Raw genomic sequence first — 15,996 nt, forward strand, 5'->3', positions numbered from 1 at the left:
CCGATCAACCCAACTCATCGACGCAGTCACGTAACGTCACCGGTTTTACGCAATGGCCCTGCCCTTCAGCGCGCCGGTCCGGCCGCCAGCCCACCAATCTTTAAGGTGTTCGGGTCTGACTCGCGTGCCCGGCGTTCCGAACCGGAAGCAGTCCAGCACCGGGTGACAACTAGGCCCAGCCACGAGACGTCCTCTACGGCGGCCTTCGGATCGCGGCGACCTGTCGGCTCCAGCCGCTGACAGGGACGACCTTAACGACGTCGCCGGTCTTGGGTGCCTGGACGAGGTACTGACGGGCGCTCCGGTCGGTGCCGACGTACATGCCGACATGGCGAGGCTGAGCCAACGTGCCGTCCGAGCCAGGGATGAAGATCAGGTCGCCGGGTCGCATCGCCGCCAGTGAAGGAACGGCGACACCGGTGTGTACCTGGTCGGCAGTGACCCGCGGAATCTGCACGCCACCTTTCGCCCAGGCTGCCATCATCAGCCCGGAACAGTCGTAGCTGTCCGGCCCTTCAGCGCCCCAGACGTAGGGCTTACCCCGTTGAGCCAGGGCGAAGGAGACGACTGCCCGCAGCCGCGGGTCCCCCGGCAGGAGGTAACCCTCGGGCAGGCCAGCGTCGTCCAGGGGTGGCAGCCCATCCCCGCCGTCGCTGGTGCAGACGATGTTCATGCCATCGCTGAGCAAAGCGACCAGCTCCTGTGCCTCGGGCTGCCACCTCGCGTACGCGTCAGGGAACGCCGACCGCTGAACGGCCTGCGCGGCCTGGGTGAGAGGCATGGTCTGCCAGCCGTCGACCTTGACCAGGCGCTCGTAGAAATTCCGTGCTGCGTAGCGGGGGTCGAGGATCTGCTCGGGAGTGCCCCAGCCCTGACTGGGTCGCTGCTGAAACAGTCCGAGCGAGTCGTGGTCGTTGTCCGCGCCGAGGTGGCCGAGGTTGCGCAGGGTTGACTCCTGCGTTGCGGTGGCCACGGCGATTTCCCAGCCGTAGCGCGGCACGTGCAGTTCGGCGCCCACCGAGACGATGATGGCCGCGTTGCCGACTTGCTCGGAGGTCCAAGAGCCCTGCCCGGGCCAGTTCGCTGGTGCGGCTGTAGCACTGGGAGACCCGTTGGGCGGGCTGATGGTGCAGCCCATCGCCGGGCTCGCTCCGAGCACCGCGAGGGCAATGAGCACGATCAGCGCAAGCGGTGCCAGGACCACGACGGTGAGCCCACCGGCGAGGAGTGGCCACCGTCGGCTCATCGCAGCCCTGCCTGACGGATCTCGTACCCGGCGACCCGCCAGCCGGATCCGTCCGGGCCGCCGCGGCGGAGGGTGCAGTCGACCAGGCTGTGCTCAGTCCAGCCGCGCCATCCGCCTTCGCCGAGGGGAGTCGCGGTCACCCGGACCGCGTGCCGGGCGGTGATCGTCGTGTCTGCTGGCTGCAGTGCGTCGACGAAGGGCTCCACGACGGCGTCGACGTACGCCCGGTGTTCGGCCCAGGTCGCCCAGCGGCCATCTTGACTCGCGGCCGGGCTCTGTCCGGCCAGGGTGCCGCTGGCATAGTGGATGGCGCGCTCGTAGGCGTCGCCTGGACCGGCGTCTCGCCGGGTGTCGGCGCTGTACAGGGCCGCGACGAACCGGTTGCACACCTCCCCGGGGTCGGCGTACCCGAAGCCCCGCTGTGTAGGCGGTGGCACCGGGGCGGCGACGTCAGCCGAACTGAGGGCGGTTGTGCTCGGCTCGGTCGGCGCTGGCCGTCCGGCGGCGGTGCATCCGGTAACGGCCAACGTCAGGGTGAGTGCCGCTGCTGCTCGAGTTCGCGCGTTCATGACCACGACGGTGCCGAGTGGCGAAGGCCGTTACCGCTGCCGGCTGCTACTGGTAGCGGCGGTAACGGTGGCAGCAATGCCAGCGTCAAGGCTGCCGTCAGCCCTACCCGGCAAAGGTCCAGGGCAGATGCCCAACCGAGGGCATCGTGACCTCCGGGAGATTGCTGTGCTCCTCCACAACCTCGCTGGGATCGCGGTTGACGTCCTGGCCGCACCTACTCCCCCGCCGGCAGGACCACCTGCGGCCCCGCCGGCAGCTCCACCGGGCCTCGAAGCCGTCGGGAATCTCTTCATCGGCTGGATGAAGTGGATCCTCATCGTCGCCGGCGTTGGCGGCCTGCTCGTCTGCGGGATCATGATGGCCGTCGGGCGCCGGAACCGGTCGTCGTTCGCCGCGGACGGCGCGGCTGGCATTCCGTGGGTGCTGGCTGGGCTGACGTGCGGTGCGGTTGCTGCCGTGGTCGTCGGCGCAGTCTTGCCGGGTTGAGCCATGACTTACGACGTCATCACTCGCGCCCGCCGCACCACGCGCCGCCGGGTCACCGCCTTCTGTGTGGCCTCTGCGGCGGTGGCCTTCGCCGTCGCCGCTGCGGCGGTGGCCTTCGCCGTCGCCGCTGCGGCGGTGGCCTGCGCAGGCCCGAAGGGTCCCGCCGCCTCACCATTAGGTCCGGTAGTACAGGTCCGTCCCGAGTCCGCCACCGATGGGCGGGCAGTCCTACCTGATGACTTGGATTGGGCTGACGTTGCGGGAGTCCCGGTGCCCGTGTCGCCACAGTCCGGTCCTCGCATCACCAGCGAGGGACAGGCTCGCGGGTTCGCGGACGACCCTGGCGGCGCGGTGCTGGCCGCCGTACACATCGTCGTGCGCGTCAACCCGCAGGTCGGTCCGGCCGTGTTCGACCCCACGCTGCGCACCCAGGTCATTGGAGCCGACGCGGCCGCGATGCGGGTCCAGGTCGCGCAGGCGTACGACGAGTTGCGGGGTCAGGCTGGTGTGGCGGACGGGCAGCCCGTCGGACGCCTGAACGCCACCCTGCTCGGCTATCGGATTCTCAGCTACACCGACGACGAGGTTGTCCTGCGCCTGCTGACCGAGGCAGCGGACGTCTCGGGTAGCTCGCTGATGGTCAGCACCGAGGTAAGCGTGCGCTGGACAGGTTCGGACTGGGCGCTGCTGGCGCCCGCCGGCGGGACGTTCGACCAGGCTGTGACCGTCGTCCTGGATCCCTACACCGCCATGTTCCTTCCCTTCAGCGCAGGCGGGTGACCTCATGCCTATCTGTAACCCCTTCATGCCCGCGACCTGCACCGGCATCATCGTCGAGGGAGTCCAAGCGCCTGGAGCAGTCCGCGACTCAATGGTCAACACGCTCCTCGACGGGCTGGCCAGCGCGGTGAAAGACGCCATCCAGTGGGTCGCCGGCCTGCTGACCAGCTGGACGCTCATCCCGTCGAACAGCCTGTGCCCGACCAGCGGTTCGGACCCCGGGCAGTGGGCCACCGACTGGGTGGCCCAGTGCAACGGGGCGGCCGGGCCCGCGCAGCAGCTGCGCGGGTTCATGCTGCCGATCACGATCCTGGTCCTAGTCGGTGGACTGGTGTGGCAGGGCATCACCATCGTCATCAGCCGCAAGGGTGCGCCGCTTCTGCAGGCGGTCCGGGGAGTCTGGAACACCGCCCTGTGGGGCAGCGTCGGCGTCGCCGGCACCCACCTGGTGCTCAAGGCCGGGGACAGCTACTCGATGTGGCTGCTGAACGAGGCGATCTTCAAGGAGTCCACCGAGCCACCTAACGAGGCGATGAGCGCGGCGCTCGGCGCGCTGCTGCTTCCCGGCGCTTCGGTGGCTCCGTTCGTGATGATCCTGATCGGTGTCGTCGTCATCCTCGCCGCCGTGGTGCAGACGATTCTGATGGTCTTCCGCGAAGGCGCCGTGGTGATTCTGGCCGGACTGCTGCAGCTCGCGGCGGCCGGCTCCATCACCCGAGGCACCAGCCAGTGGCTGCACAAGACCCTCGGCTGGTCGCTCGCGCTCGCGCTGTACAAGCCGGCGGCGGTGTCGGTGTACGCCACCTCGTTCGTGATGATGCGCGGCAACGGACGGGACTGGCTGATGGGCCTCGGCATGCTTGCCCTGTCCGTGATCGCCCTACCCGCGCTGATGAAGTTCTTCACCGTCTTCACCGGCGGCGTCGCCTCCGGCGGCGGGGGCCTCGGCATGGCCGGCGCCGGCGCGGCCGCGGGCCTGCACGCCGCATCGTCCATACGCGGAGCGGTCGGCGGTCACAGTGCCGGCGACCACGCCCGCTACATGGACTCACGGGGACCTGGTAACGGCGGCGGTAACGGCCCGACCGGCGCCATGCCGACCCCCTCAGCACCGTCGCCGACGGGCGGGCCCGGTGGGGGTACGACCGGTAACGCGCCGACCGTGGTCAGCGGTAACGCCACCGCTGGCGGCACCCCGGGTCCGGTAACACCCACGACCACCATGCCCGCCGGTGCCGGCGCTACCGCATCCGCCGGTGGTAGCGCCGCGGCCTCGGGTGGCGCGGCAGCTGGAGGCGGCACGGCTGCGGCCGGGGCGGCGGGAGCCGCGACCGGGCCGGCAGCACCGGTTGTCATCGGCGCCGTTGTGGCCGCGCAGGCCGGGGCCGCGGCAGCGAAGGCGGGAGCCAACACGGCCAGCTCCGCGATGCGGGACGGGAGTACGCCGTCATGAGCAGCGACCAGGCGCAGATCCGCACCTACGGGGGCTGGCGGCGGGCGCGGGGCATGGGCCTGTTCGGCCTCGGACCGACGCAGACCTTCGTCGTCCTCGCGGCGATCACCGTGCTGATCGTCTCCGGATCGATGGGACTGCGGGCGCTGGCCGTTGCCGCCGGTCCCTGTGTGCTGCTTGTGGTGCTGCTGGTCTTACGCTGGGACGGGGTGCCGCTGTCAGCCGGAATCGCACAACGAGTGCGATGGCTGATCGGCACCAGCCGCGGCTACACCTCGTACCGCTCCGGGGTGATGGTGGCCGGCGAACATGCCTGGCAACTGCCGGGTGTGCTCGCCCCGACCACCCTCCTGACCGTCGACGACGAGGGCGGCGGCGGGTACGGGGTGGTCTACAACCGCCGGTTGGGCACCATGACGGTGACGCTGCGCTGCGCGGCCACCTCGACCTGGCTGGCCGACCCGGACGCGAGCGCGGCGTGGGTGGCCAACTGGGGTGGCTGGTTGGCGAACCTGGGCTACCTGCCGATCGTCGACCACGTCACCGTCACCGTGGACACCGCGCCGGATCCCGGCTCCCGGTTGGCCGATCACGTCAGCCGCCGGATCGTCCCGCACGGGCCAGCGTCCGCCCGACGGGTCCTGCAACGACTGGTAGAGGTCTCCCCCGCAGCCGCCGCCGACGTGGAGACCCGGGTATCAGTGACCTTCAAACCGGGCGCCGCCCCCAGCAAACCCAAGAACGACGACGAGGCCCTGGAGGAGATCAGCCGGACCTTGCCGGGTCTGCAGGACTCGCTGGGCAGCTGCGGGCTCACCGTCCTCAGCCGGGCGAGCGCAGAGACCATTTCGGCCATCGTGCGTACGGCGTTTGACCCGGCCAGCCGCGGTGACGTGGCCCGGCTCGCAGCGACTCCCGGCCTGGATCTGACCCGTTGGCTGGACTGGGATAGCGCCGGCCCGGTCATGGCCGAGGAGCACCTGGACCGGTACGTGCACGACTCCGGCACGTCAGTGTCGTGGGCGTGGCATGAGGCACCGCGCCAGCATGTACACGCCGACGTCCTCGCCCGGCTACTGGCTCCTGGTCCGTACCCGAAGCGGGTTTCGCTGCTGTACCGGCCCTTCCCCGCCGGGGAGGCCGCGCGGATCGTGGAGAGCGAGGTCAACGCCGCGGCGTTCCGGGCGGCCTACAACCGGGCGCAGAAACGCGACGAGTCCGCCCGCGACCACGCCGACCGGGAACAGGCCCTACAGACCGCGCGGGAAGAAGCGACCGGCTCCGGGGTGGGCCTGATGTCGCTGTTCGTCACCACCACCGTCGTCTGCGCCGACGACCTCGGCCGGGCCATCGCCGACGTCGAGTCCCGCGCCGACGTAGCCAAGATCCGGCTCCGGCAGCTACGCGCCAGCCAGGCCGCTGGCTTCGCCACCACCCTGCCCTGCGGCGTATGCCCGCCGCAGCTGGCCCGCCACTGGCCCCGCTGACCACACGACCAGGAGAAATCAATGACGAGCACCGCCACAGACGCGGCCGCGCCGGCGCCAGCATGGGGTGTACGGACACCCGGCGCCGGCCGAGCCAGCCACATCTCCCCCGGCATGGAGTACCAGGGCACCACCGTCCAGCTGTGCGGACTGTTCCCCTTCGTCGCCGGATCCGGAGCACCCACCATCGGCGTGCCCATCGGGCGGCACATGCTGTGGGGCGAGGTCGTCTGCCTCGACCCCCTCGAATGGCTCCGCGAAGGCCTCATCACCAACCCCGGCGTGTTCGTCCTCGGCCAACCCGGCGTCGGTAAGTCCACGGTGGTCAAACGGCTGATCACCGGCATAACCGGGTTCGGCACCAGCGCCCTGATCCTCGGCGACACCAAACCCGACTACACCCGACTCGTCGAGCACCTCGGCGGGCAGGTCATCCGCGTCGGCCGCGGCCTCGACCGACTCAACCCACTGGACTCCGGCCCCCTCGGCAGTGCGCTGGCTCGGATGGGCAGCGCCGACGCCCGGCAACTGCGACTGGAGATTCGGGGCCGGCGCATGTCGCTGCTGCTGGCGCTCTGCGCCCTCGTACGCGGGCAGGCACTCAACAACACCGAGGAGATCATCCTCGGGCGCGCGATCGACGTACTCGCCGAACGCCTCGACCACGACCCTACGGTGCCCGACGTGCTGAGCCTGGTCGAAGCCGGCGCCGACGAGCTACTCACCGCCGCCCGGGCACGCACCGACGGCGAGTACCGCCGCCGCGTCGACCAGCTCGTACCCACCCTGGCGCTGCTGTGCGAGGGCAGCCTGCGCGGCGTGTTCGACGGCCCCACCACCAAGCCCCTGGACCTGGACGCCCCGGCCGTCAGCGTCGACATCTCCCAAGTCGCCGCCGCCGGAGACCAACTGGTGGCCGCCGCCATGCTCTGCACCTGGGCGTACGGCTTCGGCATGGTCGACGCCGCATCCGTACTGGCCGACCAAGGCTTCGCACCACGCCGGCAGTACCTCGGCGTCATGGACGAGCTGTGGCGAGCCCTACGCGGCGCATCTGGGCTGGTCGAGCACGCTGACGCGCTGACCCGGCTCAATCGGCAACGGGGCATGGCCAGCGTGATGGTCACCCACTCCCTCGCCGACCTCGATGCCCTACCCACTGCGGAGGACCGGGCCAAGGCACAGGGCTTCATCGAACGCTCCGCCATCAAAATCCTCGCTGGGCTGCCACCGCGCGAGTTGAACCGGGTCAACGAGGTCATCAAGCTGTCGGGGCCCGAACGGGAGCTGGTGGCATCCTGGGCCGCCCCGGAAGCGTGGTTCGCCGGCTCGGTACATCCAGGCAGGGGCAAGTACTTGATCAAGACCGGTGAACGCAACGGATTGCCGGTGTCGCTGACCCTGGTCGGCGACGAGTGGGAGCTCTACGACACCGACGCCGCGATTCGGCAGGTGCAGCCATGAACACCCGGCCCGTCGAGCCGCGCGGATCCGCGGGTGGCCCACTGACGCCGATTCTGATGCTCGGGCTGGTGTGGGCGGTACTCGCCCTGATGTGGCTGTCCTGGCTGGCCGGACGGATCGCCGCCGCAGTGACCGGGCACTCCGCCACTGGGCCCGGCTTCGGATCGGCGTACCTCGAACACCTGCTGCGTACCGAATGGTCGGCGTTGTGGCCCGGGGTGTCCCCCACCGTTGTTGGTCTGGTCTACGCGGTGCTGCTGCTGGTGCTGGTCGGCCTGGTCACCCTCGCGGCGGTGTGGTGGCAGGGGCACAGGCCCGACGCCGAGGACCCGCTGCCGTCGCTGGCCGGCCCGACCGAGGTGCGGGCGATGACGCTGCCCACGGTGGCCGTCAAGGCTCAGCGTCTGCGGCGCGGCCTGGCGGATACGGCGGTGAAGGAGATCTCGGCCGAGTCCGCCGGAGTCGTGCTCGGCGCGCATCGCCGGCGGCGCGGCTCAGGTCCTCGGCTCTACTCCTCCTGGGAGGACGTCGTATTGGCGGTCATGGCGCCCCGCGCCGGTAAGACGACTGCCCTGGCGGTTCAGTCGATCATTGGCGCACCGGGGGCGGCCCTCGCCACCAGCAACAAGCCCGATCTGTGGGCCACGACGGCAGCCGTTCGCGCCGAGCACGGCACCGTCTGGGTGTTCGACCCGCAGTCCATCGCCCACGTGCCGCAGGCCTGGTGGTGGAACCCCCTGGCCGCAGTCGAGGACGTCGAGGACGCCCACCGGCTCGCCAACCACTTCGTCCAGCAGGTCCGCAACTCCCAAGGCAGCGACGACTTCTGGATCCAGGGAGCGCTGGACCTACTCACCTCGCTCATCCTGGCCGCCGCACTGGAGGGCCGCACGCTGACCTCGGTCCAGGCGTGGTTATCGGACTCCACCTCACGAGAGCCAGCGACGATCCTCAAGAGCCACGGGTTCGGCGCTTCCGCCCGAGCCATGTCCGGCCGCCAGGCTGGCGCACCGGAGACCCGCGAAGGGCTCTACGAAACCGCCCGGACCGCCGCGACCTGTCTGGCCAACCCGACCATCATGGCCTGGGTCACCCCACCGGACCTACCGCTGCCGGTGCTGGACATCGAAGCGTTCGTTGAGAGCGCCGGCACGCTGTACCTGCTGTCCAAAGACGGTGCCGGAGCGGCCGCACCGCTCGTCGCCGGACTCACCGACCAGGTGTTGCGGGCCGCAGTGACGCTCGCCGAGGCGCACGGCGGTCGGCTCGATCCGCCGCTGGTCGCCTGCCTGGACGAGGCCGCGAACATCTGCAAAATCGCGGACCTACCGGAGCTATACAGCCACTTCGGCAGCCGGGGCATCATCCCGCTGACCATCCTGCAGTCCTACCGGCAAGGGACCAGGGTGTGGGGTGAGCAGGGCATGGACGCGCTCTGGTCGGCGGCCACAGTCAAGCTGGTCGGCGCCGGCATCGACGACGCCCGGTTCGCAGAGGACCTGTCCCGGCTTGTCGGCGAGCACGATGTCACCGTCGCCTCTCGGACCCGCGACGGGAAGGGCCACACCTCGTACCAGACGTCGGTGCGCCGGCAGCGCATCCTCGACCCGGCGCAGATTCGAGCGCTGCCCAAGGGCTCGGCGCTGTTGTTGGCCACCGGCGTCAAGGTGGCGATGCTCAACCTGCTGCCCTGGTACGACGAGCCGAGCGCCGAGCGGCTGGCCGTCGCCGTCGAAGCGTCCACCGCTGAGATGACTCTTCAGGCGCAGCGCACCCGCGCTGCTCGCCGGGACCGGATGGCGCAGCGTTCCTGGCGGGGACGGGCCGGCTGAAGCTAGCTTGGATATCGGAGGTAGGCCATGGGCGCACCTCGATTGAACCAACCGACGTCCCCGGTACGCGGCACCGGGCTTGAGCCCGCGCGGCTGCTGGCGGCCGTCGACGCCGCGGTGACGTACTACCGTGCCCAGCTCGGATACGTCGAAGGTCCCCGCGCCTACCTCGCCGAACGCGGCCTCGGTGTCGTCGTGAAACGGGAGTGGCCGTGGCGACTCGGGTACGCCCCACCTGGATGGAGCTCGTTGACACGCCACCTGCTTGCCGCCGGCTTTGCGAAGGAGGAGTTGGTAGGCGCGGGCTTGTCGACCCGCACCCGAAGGGAGCCGGACGGACTCATCGATGTGTTCCGGGACCGGATCGTCTTTCCGGTGCGCGATCCGGTCGGGCATGCCGTGGCGTTCCTCGGCCGAGCCGGCCCTGGCACCGCGGATGGTGTGCCGAAATACATCAACAGCCCCGAGACTGCGATCTACCACAAAGGGCAGCTGCTGTTCGGTGTTGCGGAGCAGCAGGATCGCCTCAACGAACGGTGGATGCCGGTCCTGGTCGAGGGGCCGGCTGATGTCCTCGCGGTATGGCTGTCCTACTCCCGGTCGCGCCGGGCGGGCGCGGTGGCTCTCGCGCCGTGCGGCACCATGCTGACCGACGGCCAAGCCACAATCCTGCGAGAGCTGCCTGGTGCCGCACAGGGCATCGTGGCGGCGTTTGATGCGGACCCGGCGGGCCGGGCCGCGGTGGACCGGGCCTGGCAACTGCTCCGGCAGCCGCGCTCGCCCAACCCGCTGCTGACGGCTGAGTTTAGTGCCGGCGCTGACCCCGCCGATCTGCTGCGCCGGCCAAACGGCAGGGCACAGCTGCGGGCCGCCCTACAACAGCGAGCGCGGCCCATGCTCGACACGGTGGTTGACCACCGCCTCAGCCGGCTCATCGAGCGGCATCCCCGGTTGTTGGAGGACATCGACGGCAGGTGCGCAGCGGTACGCGTCTTGGCGCCGCTGCTGTTTGAGTCGGCAGGTCCGGATGAAGCGATCCGGGTGGCCCAACGGATCGCCGCGCAAACCGGGGCCGGGGTCGACACCGTCGTGATCGCCGCGCTTGCGCAATTGGATTCGCGCTATCCACCTCGGACTGCGTATGTACCGACTTCTAACCGATGAGAGGTTCTTGAACTGGGCATGCCTTGGCTGCCGGCGAAGGCGGCAGGGCGCTCTTACGGCATAAACTCGAAATGTTGCTCGAAAGGAATTCCATTAGGTGCTATGCCGGCAACCCGAATGCAGGGGCCACCCGTGGTCCACGTAGGAGGACTGTACCGGTATCCGATGTCGACGCTTTCGTCGAAATCCAGTTCTTCGATATTTGGGACGGTTACGACGGCGTAGCTGGCCCGCGAATCGACGGCGTAGTCATCATCGTCGGTTATCGCCTCGATACTAAGCTCTCGTATGGGGGCGGAATTCCGGTGGGTGCTTACCAAGAATCGTCCCCTGTGCTCCTGCAGGGACACGATATCGAGCTTAGTGGTTGGCATGCTGAAGCGACTTCGAATTGAAGATTCGATAGAATCTATTGTTGGCTCCACCTCGGCCTCAATTGCGCTACTGATCACATCAATAATGGCGCGGTTGTCAAACTGCCGTTGTTCATGAAGGTCTGCAATTAGTTGGGCGCCACGCTGCGAAAACACCGGCGTCGTCACGATAAGGCTGTAGGAGCCAAGTTCGAAGAGAAGCTTGGCCGCTTGCGAGGAATCCGCTGCCAACTCGAAAGATGGAGTTCCACCAGAGGTAACGAAGTCCAAGTCTCGGCGCAGCACGATGTTATCGGCAGCGCCGTTATCGGCAGCGCCTGTGAGCAAACAAGTAAGGGTTGTGGGTGCCTCACCACCTCCCTCGATACTCACCGCAGTTAGCGCCGGATCCAAGAGGGGGCCGTATCGCAGCCGAAGTCCTGCAAGTACGTCAGCTGGGCCCTGCGTCGCTGGTTTGGCGAGGGCGATTCCCGCCTCTTCAAGCAACGCGCTGATCGCCCGTGTTGGTGAAACGTAGAAGAATTCGCGGTCATCATCGTACCGAAATTCCTGAAATCGAGTGTGCAATCGATTCTCGACGCCAAGTGCGTCATCAACGACCTGTGAAAAAAGAACGTGGAACTTGCCCGGAACGCCGGTGGTTCTCAGTTCACTCGCGCGCTTCTCTGCGGCGCGGGTCGTTAAGCCAATCTTGACAAGCCCTTCCCGCAAGCTGCAGTTGTGAAGGATGTAGACTTCGCCACGCTCTCCCATGCGCTCATTGTGGCACAAGCTCGTTGACGGCAGGGTCCGGCCTGGCCAGGGCCGGATGTCCGGCACGGCGAGCTTTTGCGTTGGGAGGTACGACTGAACAAGAGTCATTCGCGTTCGTTTTTCCGCATTGCGCGCATCTGCCGCAGGAGATGAAGACGCGAAAACGCCGACGGCAGTGCACGAGATACTGCAACCATAACGGCGGTTCGTCCGCCCAATCCAAGACCGCTGACCTCGGCGGACTCCATGAGCTACTGCAGGCGATTCTCGGCGGTCACGACTGCACGGAGCAGGACAGCGAAGTCAGGTCATCAGCTCCGAGCTACGACACCTACTGGGCGCTCGAGGTGGCCCTCAAGGCCACCCCGTAACGGCCGCCGCTCCGGAGTTCCACACGCTCGGCGGCGGTCGCCCTCACACCTGGGCGGCGGTCGACTGCGGCGGCCCGTCGCGCGTGAACACCAGGGCGCCGGGCACCGCCTGAACGGATGGGTGGGGACCTTGAAACTCGCTCGCGAAGGAATCGCGAAGCTCCGGCGCGCGTGTCGCTGCCACGCGCGAAGCGACCTCAGTCCCACCAGCTCCACCAGTCCTTTGGAGCGTGCTGGGCAGGGACATCTGCCGACGTGCGATGCCTGCTCTCTCCGAGATCACCGCCCGCGGCGCAATCGCGGAACGGACCGTCGTCGCCATACAGGATGGGCAACTGATGGTCGAGCTCTCGTAGCCAGGGAAGGATGCCGGTCATCTGCAGGCGGGCCTGTTCCCAGCCGTACCACAGGGCTGTCAGCCGTGTGACCGCTTCGTCGTGGCGCCACCATTGCTCGCACCAGTGCCACCGGGTCATGCCTACCTCGCCGACCGGGCGCGGGAAGGTCGGCAGCAGGTAGGTGGTCACCCACTGCTCGACCGTCGAGTACAGCGGCGGCTGATCATCTCCGTCGCCAGGACGGACGCGATCGGCTTGAGCGTGCTGCAGGTCGGCAACCTGCGCCGCCAGTCTCGCCACCTCAGCAGCCAGCTCGTCGAGTCGGGTAGCCGCGTCAGGGCAGGTCCGTTGCGACGTGGTGGCCGTCATCGTGTCCTGCCCCGTATCGGCACCGCGGTGACCGCTGCCGCGGGTTGCTTCCCGGCGACTGCGGGGTTGACCTGGGCTACGCGAAGCTTTGGGAAGGCCTGTACCCAAGCCGGCGTCGTGAGCGTGTCAGCGTGGTGGACGGCGGCGGCGGTGTGATCGGCATTGTCGTCGTGGAGCACGCTCGCCGACTGCCCGGCGGCGTACTCGTCGGCCGGGGTGCGGGGGTTGTCGACCGTCCCGCCGTCGCTGGCTCCGTCGGCACGCTCAGCAGCAGTTCGGTTCTCCAAGTCGCGGGCAAGAGCCTCCTCTATGTGGCTCTGCGCGAGGCGGATCGCCTCCACCGACTCACCGTCGGCGTCAGCGGCCCTGATCGCCTGGTTCATCTCTGCGGCGAGGTCGCGGAGCAGCTGCACTGGTTCGCCAGCGGGGAGTTTCCCCGTGGCGCGCCACTGGCGCTGCAACTCGTCGAGGGCCTCCGGCCAGACGTACTCGGCCAGCTTCATCGCCTCCTGTCTAACGGCGGCGTCGAAGTCGTCGACCAGCCCACGGCCACCGGATGGCAGCGCTGCTGGACCGTCCGGGGTGATCCCCCGCCGGTCGGGCGTCCCGCCGTGCGCGCGAGCTCCGCCGTGCTGACGGTGACCCGAGCGGGCGTCGCGCTCCCACACCTCCCGGGCAGCAGTACGCATGGCCTCAGGGATCGGTGTTCCGGCTTGGCGGTGGCGTTCGTAGGCGGCCATCAGGTCCGGGCGGATCTGCCGCAGCCGTTGCTCGGCGAACTCGGCCGCTCGCTGGGCTACCGGGTCGCTGCTGGCGTGGATCGTCGCAGTACGCCAGACGGCGGCGGCCTCCGCGAAGGTGGCCTTGTTGACCAGCCAATCGCCGTCCAACGACGTTGCCATCCGTTCCCGGTCCGCCCGTACCTTGGCTGTCAGCCGGTCGGCTTCGCGGCGGGCTGTCGCGGCGGCCTGTCCGCGGTGGGTCTCACGTTCCCGTTCGGCGGCCTTGTTCTGGATGCCGACGGCGGCCCAGCGGGCGCCGGCCTCGCCGACGGTCGCCATCGTCGCCAGCCCTTGCAGGAACTGTTGGCGGGTCTCGGCTATCGGGTCCTCGTGTTGCTGCGGGTGCGCCACGTGCACCTCCCTTGCCTGCTCAGCGGCCGCGCGAGGTACGTCGGCCGCCTCCCACTGTCGGTGCAGGTGTTGACGTCGGAGTTAGCGGCAGCGTTACCGCCCGTTGCCGGCCGCCCGCTACCAGCCGCAGTGCGTCGGCTGCGGTTCGGGCCGCTTCGGCTTGATGCAGGCGTTGCTGGGCGTTCCGCAGCTGTTCGAGTGTGTCGGCGAGCCGCGCCAGGTCCATCACCAGCGCGAGGGCCGCGATGGTGTCGTCGTCGCCGGAGATGCGGCCCATGAGCGCTACCAGGCGCGACATGGCGCGCATCTCCTGGGAGCGGCTGGTGGATTTCTGGACCCGGCCGTGTAGGTCCCGGGCTGCCCGGTCGAACACTTCGGCTGCTCGGTGCAGTGGCCCGCGCCGGTCAACCTCCACCGAGGAGGCCAGGCTGGTGAGCAGGTCCGCTGCGGCGACCGCGGTGGCCTGCGCCCGTCCGGGCGCGGAATGGGCGTCGCGGCGGATGTCATCGGCGGCCGCGGTGACCACCTTGGCGGCCTGGCGCATCGCCTCGACCCGTCCGGCCCGGCCGACCGTCGGCGCTGGCGGCAGCGGCGTGGGGATGCCCCACCGCAGCCGCAGCTTCGGCAGGGTCATGTCGGGCGCCAACCGGCCCCCGCTGAAGTACACCGGCTGCCCGCCGGCGGTGCATACCCCGGGAAGCGCCACCGCGTACCCGGTGATCTGGCGGGGGTCGGTGCTGCTGCGCCGGAGCCGGACCAGGATGCCCGCCGCGTGTAGCCGGGCGAAGAACTCGTCCTGCGACCCGGCCGCAGCCACGGCCGTGCGTACCCGCCGCCGCAATTCGTCGCGGGGTGTCTGGGCGCGGCCGGTGCGGCGGGCTTTGCTGACCTCGGCGGGGTGAGGGCGGCGGTGGGCGGTGCGGTCAGCCGGCGGGACCCGGCGGTGCAAGTTGTAGCGGCGGGCGACGTTGTAGGTGGCCTTGACACAGCGCGGGTAGTCGTTGCGCATCCAGTTGTTGCGGCCGTCCTCGCGCACCAGCGTGGCCACGATGTGTACGTGGTCGTCGGCGTGGCGCATTGCGATCCAACGCAGACCCGGGTCGGTGGCGGTGGTCGCGACGCCGACCTCGGTGAGCATCTGCACCGCCATGTTCGCCCAGGTCGTGTCACTGATGCTGCGATGCCGATCCTCGGGGGCGAGCCGCATGCTGGCGTGCCAGACGAACTTGGTCGGCGGCCGGTAGCCGGCGCGGACCGGCTGCTCCAGCAACGCCGCAAGCGCCCGGAGATCCCGCTTGCCGCTGGCGGTGACCTCAGGTCCGAGGTCGGTCAAAGGGCCTGCGCCGTCCCAGGCTGCCACCAGGTGCGGGTTGACGTGTTCTTCGGCCTTGCCTGGGCCCCACAGATAGCGCAGCAGGCCGCCGACCCGCGAGCCCCGCCGGTGCACCCGCGTGATCACCGCAGCTTCCTGTCGATCCGGGAAATCACCTCATCGAGGCGGGCCACCGCCGCCGCGCATAGCCGGACGGCCTCGGCGGCCCAGTCGGGCAGTTGGCCGGTGGCGTTGAACGCTGCGGCGGCCTGGTTGACGTTGTTGCCGAACATCACCACGGCACGGCGAGCGGCGAACAACTCGTGCTGCAGGTCGCGCAGGTCGCCGGTCGCGGCACCGGGTGGCTGCGCCGCAGAGGCGGCGGCGACCGCGGCCTTCGCCGCGTAACCCGTCGCGGTCAGCTGCGCGATCGCCGCCGCTGCGTCGATCGCGGCCTTCTCCTCGTCGGACAGCCTGAGCAACACGGCGTGCGGGCGACCCGGCCGATTGTGGGCACGATGGCGGGCCTTGCGGCGCGGGGCAGGCTGCTCACTGTCCATTGCCGCCACTGTGCGCCCAGGGCGTTGCCGGCGACGTCAGCGCCAGTGGCTACCGGGGTCGGCCGAGCCGACGCGGCTTCGCCCGCTCCCCACTGCCAATCTGCGACCGCGCCCGGTCGCAGATTGATAAGCAATGGCCATATCTTGCTCGCTGTCGCGGGCCCTTTCGGTGCGCCAGCGAATCGCTGGTCAGCGCGTTGATCATCCGCAACGTCCGAGCGGACGCGACAGATGTTGTCCGTTCCGCCTGAAGTGGGCGCTGGAAGCATGGGTGGGGCCCTCGGGTTCCAGGAAACTGGCGATA

At 69.2% G+C, this 15,996-nt stretch carries 14 protein-coding genes; 7 read left to right on the forward strand and 7 right to left on the reverse strand.

Annotated elements, in window-relative coordinates; genetic code table 11:
* Positions 1 to 193 precede the first annotated feature (193 nt).
* Entirely contained in the window at positions 194 to 1,246 is a 1,053-nt protein-coding gene (locus ACFHWY_RS23445) for a C40 family peptidase (protein WP_416582404.1), read from the reverse strand.
* Positions 1,243 to 1,815, reverse strand: coding sequence for a hypothetical protein (locus ACFHWY_RS23450; protein ID WP_416582405.1), 573 nt, complete (start codon positions 1,813 to 1,815; stop codon positions 1,243 to 1,245). Before ACFHWY_RS23450 ends, ACFHWY_RS23445 begins: the two co-directional genes overlap by 4 nt.
* Positions 1,816 to 2,116: 301 nt before the next feature.
* Here ACFHWY_RS23450 and ACFHWY_RS23455 point away from each other — a divergent pair, with 301 nt between their 5' ends.
* From ACFHWY_RS23455 to ACFHWY_RS23485, 7 genes are all read left to right on the forward strand, one after another.
* Positions 2,117 to 2,302: a hypothetical protein gene (locus ACFHWY_RS23455; RefSeq protein WP_416582406.1), complete on the forward strand. Its 186-nt coding sequence runs from the start codon at positions 2,117 to 2,119 to the stop codon at positions 2,300 to 2,302.
* 3 nt (positions 2,303 to 2,305) lie between these two features.
* Positions 2,306 to 3,082 carry a hypothetical protein gene (locus ACFHWY_RS23460; protein WP_416582407.1) on the forward strand — a complete coding sequence of 259 codons (777 nt, stop codon included), beginning with the start codon at positions 2,306 to 2,308 and terminating at the stop codon, positions 3,080 to 3,082.
* A gap of 91 nt (positions 3,083 to 3,173) precedes the next feature.
* Positions 3,174 to 4,535, forward strand: coding sequence for a hypothetical protein (locus tag ACFHWY_RS23465; protein WP_416582408.1), 1,362 nt, complete (start codon positions 3,174 to 3,176; stop codon positions 4,533 to 4,535).
* Positions 4,532 to 6,022, forward strand: coding sequence for an SCO6880 family protein (locus tag ACFHWY_RS23470; RefSeq protein ID WP_416582409.1), 1,491 nt, complete (start codon positions 4,532 to 4,534; stop codon positions 6,020 to 6,022). Before ACFHWY_RS23465 ends, ACFHWY_RS23470 begins: the two co-directional genes overlap by 4 nt.
* A 21-nt stretch (positions 6,023 to 6,043) precedes the next feature.
* Positions 6,044 to 7,486 carry a hypothetical protein gene (locus ACFHWY_RS23475; RefSeq protein WP_416582410.1) on the forward strand — a complete coding sequence of 481 codons (1,443 nt, stop codon included), beginning with the start codon at positions 6,044 to 6,046 and terminating at the stop codon, positions 7,484 to 7,486.
* Positions 7,483 to 9,318 (forward strand): type IV secretory system conjugative DNA transfer family protein, encoded by a 1,836-nt coding sequence (locus tag ACFHWY_RS23480; protein WP_416582411.1) that lies wholly within the window; start codon positions 7,483 to 7,485, stop codon positions 9,316 to 9,318. The genes ACFHWY_RS23475 and ACFHWY_RS23480 overlap by 4 nt, the downstream gene beginning before the upstream one ends.
* Positions 9,319 to 9,345: 27 nt before the next feature.
* Complete coding sequence (locus ACFHWY_RS23485; protein ID WP_416582412.1) at positions 9,346 to 10,482, forward strand: toprim domain-containing protein; 1,137 nt, start codon at positions 9,346 to 9,348, stop codon at positions 10,480 to 10,482.
* 53 nt (positions 10,483 to 10,535) lie between these two features.
* Here ACFHWY_RS23485 and ACFHWY_RS23490 read toward each other — a convergent pair whose 3' ends face one another.
* The 5 genes from ACFHWY_RS23490 to ACFHWY_RS23510 all read right to left on the reverse strand — a co-directional run bounded on the left by ACFHWY_RS23490 (position 10,536) and on the right by ACFHWY_RS23510 (position 15,692).
* On the reverse strand, positions 10,536 to 11,609 hold the full coding sequence (locus ACFHWY_RS23490; protein ID WP_416582413.1) for a GIY-YIG nuclease family protein: 1,074 nt from the start codon (positions 11,607 to 11,609) through the stop codon (positions 10,536 to 10,538).
* A 568-nt stretch (positions 11,610 to 12,177) separates the two neighbouring features.
* Positions 12,178 to 12,687, reverse strand: a complete 510-nt coding sequence (locus ACFHWY_RS23495; RefSeq protein ID WP_416582414.1) for a DUF4913 domain-containing protein — start codon at positions 12,685 to 12,687, stop codon at positions 12,178 to 12,180.
* Positions 12,684 to 13,820, reverse strand: a complete 1,137-nt coding sequence (locus ACFHWY_RS23500; protein ID WP_416582415.1) for a hypothetical protein — start codon at positions 13,818 to 13,820, stop codon at positions 12,684 to 12,686. The genes ACFHWY_RS23495 and ACFHWY_RS23500 overlap by 4 nt, the downstream gene beginning before the upstream one ends.
* A 19-nt stretch (positions 13,821 to 13,839) precedes the next feature.
* Positions 13,840 to 15,279 carry a relaxase gene (locus tag ACFHWY_RS23505; RefSeq protein ID WP_416582416.1) on the reverse strand — a complete coding sequence of 480 codons (1,440 nt, stop codon included), beginning with the start codon at positions 15,277 to 15,279 and terminating at the stop codon, positions 13,840 to 13,842.
* Positions 15,276 to 15,692: a hypothetical protein gene (locus ACFHWY_RS23510; protein ID WP_416582417.1), complete on the reverse strand. Its 417-nt coding sequence runs from the start codon at positions 15,690 to 15,692 to the stop codon at positions 15,276 to 15,278. Before ACFHWY_RS23510 ends, ACFHWY_RS23505 begins: the two co-directional genes overlap by 4 nt.
* Positions 15,693 to 15,996 lie beyond the last annotated feature (304 nt).

The organism is Micromonospora sp. LOL_024 (assembly GCF_048060415.1).
Taxonomy (GTDB): Bacteria; Actinomycetota; Actinomycetes; order Mycobacteriales; family Micromonosporaceae; genus Micromonospora.

Bases quoted from the DNA above. Each gene is read 5' to 3' on its own strand.
- ACFHWY_RS23485 (WP_416582412.1), top strand. From the start codon at position 9,346: ATGGGCGCACCTCGATTGAACCAACCGACGTCCCCGGTACGCGGCACC.
- ACFHWY_RS23460 (WP_416582407.1), top strand. From the start codon at position 2,306: ATGACTTACGACGTCATCACTCGCGCCCGCCGCACCACGCGCCGCCGG.
- ACFHWY_RS23490 (WP_416582413.1), bottom strand. From the start codon at position 11,609: ATGGGAGAGCGTGGCGAAGTCTACATCCTTCACAACTGCAGCTTGCGG.
- ACFHWY_RS23475 (WP_416582410.1), top strand. From the start codon at position 6,044: ATGACGAGCACCGCCACAGACGCGGCCGCGCCGGCGCCAGCATGGGGT.
- ACFHWY_RS23450 (WP_416582405.1), bottom strand. From the start codon at position 1,815: ATGAACGCGCGAACTCGAGCAGCAGCGGCACTCACCCTGACGTTGGCC.
- ACFHWY_RS23470 (WP_416582409.1), top strand. From the start codon at position 4,532: ATGAGCAGCGACCAGGCGCAGATCCGCACCTACGGGGGCTGGCGGCGG.
- ACFHWY_RS23510 (WP_416582417.1), bottom strand. From the start codon at position 15,692: ATGGACAGTGAGCAGCCTGCCCCGCGCCGCAAGGCCCGCCATCGTGCC.
- ACFHWY_RS23465 (WP_416582408.1), top strand. From the start codon at position 3,174: ATGGTCAACACGCTCCTCGACGGGCTGGCCAGCGCGGTGAAAGACGCC.
- ACFHWY_RS23445 (WP_416582404.1), bottom strand. From the start codon at position 1,246: ATGAGCCGACGGTGGCCACTCCTCGCCGGTGGGCTCACCGTCGTGGTC.
- ACFHWY_RS23455 (WP_416582406.1), top strand. From the start codon at position 2,117: ATGAAGTGGATCCTCATCGTCGCCGGCGTTGGCGGCCTGCTCGTCTGC.
- ACFHWY_RS23480 (WP_416582411.1), top strand. From the start codon at position 7,483: ATGAACACCCGGCCCGTCGAGCCGCGCGGATCCGCGGGTGGCCCACTG.
- ACFHWY_RS23495 (WP_416582414.1), bottom strand. From the start codon at position 12,687: ATGACGGCCACCACGTCGCAACGGACCTGCCCTGACGCGGCTACCCGA.